General features: G+C 63.7%; 2 protein-coding genes. One reads left to right on the plus strand and one right to left on the minus strand.

Annotated features, from left to right (window positions below; translation table 11 throughout):
- Positions 1–755 (minus strand): glycosyltransferase family 9 protein (locus NW818_RS05885; RefSeq protein ID WP_414424067.1); only part of this gene is annotated, 755 nt, incomplete at its 3' end.
- Positions 756–919: 164 nt separating this feature from the next.
- Here NW818_RS05885 and NW818_RS05890 point away from each other — a divergent pair.
- Positions 920–1770, plus strand: an 851-nt coding sequence (locus NW818_RS05890; RefSeq protein WP_414424068.1) for a DegT/DnrJ/EryC1/StrS family aminotransferase, incomplete at its 3' end; no start/stop codon positions are given.

Here is a 1770-nt window from a genome sequence, read left to right on the forward strand (position 1 = left end):
GGCAGTTGCGCCAGAAAGCCCTCCGCCAGCTGCTCATCCTCTGGCCCCACCACCAGCACCAACGGCAGCTCCGGCCGCTTCTCCCGAAAACCCTTGATGACCTTGACCCAGTTGGCAGAGGGATAGATCTTCTGAATTCCCTTCTCCTGCGACAGCTGGCTGGCCCCCGGATGCAACAGCACATAATCTTGAGCGGCATCCCCCAAAAGGCGCTTGCGTTCCTGCTCTGCCCACTCCAGGTCTGCTTTTTTCAGCCGAATCTGGGGCAACCCCGCCGGCGCAGCAATGCCAAACCCCTGCACCAGGTCGTGGTACATCTGGGCCGCATACTGGGCCGGCTTCAGGGGCACCGGGTCGGTCAGCCAAGGTCGCCCCGGCCCCGGCGGCGCATAGCCCACCCGCTTGGGAATGCCGGTCAGCCACAACAACAGCTTGACCCCCAAGCTTCGGCCCAGGCTCAGCACTGCGTCGTACTGCCGCTCGCGAATCCGCCCCAGCAGGTCGCTGAGATCCCCCAACGACAGCTGTTCTTTGAACGGAAAAGTCAGCACCCGACTCACCGAAGGACAAACCTCGTAGGCAGCCGCCGCCCGCGGCTCCACCAGCACCTCCAGCTCCGCCTCCGGAAAGCGCTGCCGCAAACTGGCCAGGGCGGGGAAAAACAAAATCTGGTCACCAATCCCCCCCGGCACCAGAGCCAAAAGGCGGGGGGCCAAAGGCGCTGTGCCGCCAACTGCTCGAGAAGCCACCTGCATAAAGCATCCTGTAGAAAGCGGTATCCAGGGATCCCTGGCTCAGGACATCCCGCGCTTACTCTATCTCAGATTGCAGACCTTCAGGACAGGCTGGGCAGACCGGTTCCAGCCCCCTGCTGGCCCAGAGCGTTGTCTACCCAGGCTCTCATCCGCGATGATGGGCTGTGGCCGCCACCTTCTCCAAAGGCAGCACCATGACGGAGGAGCCGATTCCGCTGCTGGATTTGACGGGGCAGTACCGCGCTTTGGCCGGGCTGTTGCAGCCGCAGCTGGAAGCGCTGCTGGCCTCTGGCCAGTACATCGGCGGGGCGGCGGTGCAGCGCTTTGAGGAGCAGTTTGCCCAGTTTTTGGGGGGTGGCTCTTTGGAGGCCGTCGGCTGCAATTCCGGCACCGATGCCTTGGTGTTGGCTTTGCAGGCTTTGGGCATCCAGGCGGGGGATGAGGTGCTCACCAGTGCCTTTAGTTTTTTTGCCTCGGCTGCCGCCATCAGCCGGGTGGGGGCGCGTCCGGTGTTTGTGGATGTGGATCCGTGCACCTTTAACCTGGATCCGCAGCTGCTGGAAAGGAGCATCTCCTGCCGCACCAAGGCGGTGGTGGTGGTGCATTTGTTTGGGCAGGCGGCCAACATGACCCAGATTCTGGCTATTGCCCGGCGGCACGGCTTGGCGGTGGTGGAAGATTGTGCCCAGGCGGTGGGGGCCTGCTGGGGGGGCAGGCCGGTGGGCACTTGGGGGGAGGTGGGCTGCTTCAGCTTTTTTCCCACCAAGAATCTGGGTGCGGCTGGGGATGGGGGGGCGGTGGTGACGCGGGATGGGCAACTGGCCAAGCGGGTGCGGGCTCTCAGGGAGCATGGGCAGACCCGTCCGTACCACCACGAGCATTTGGGTCTCAACAGTCGTTTGGATGCGCTGCAGGCGGTGATTCTCTCGGTGAAGTTGCCTTATCTGCGGGAGTGGAACTGGCGGCGGCAGGGGATTGCGGAGTGTTACCACCGCTTGCTGCAAGGGATCCCGGG

The sequence above is a fragment of the Synechococcus sp. R6-5 genome, assembly GCF_047461775.1.
Lineage (GTDB): Bacteria > Cyanobacteriota > Cyanobacteriia > Thermostichales > Thermostichaceae > Thermostichus.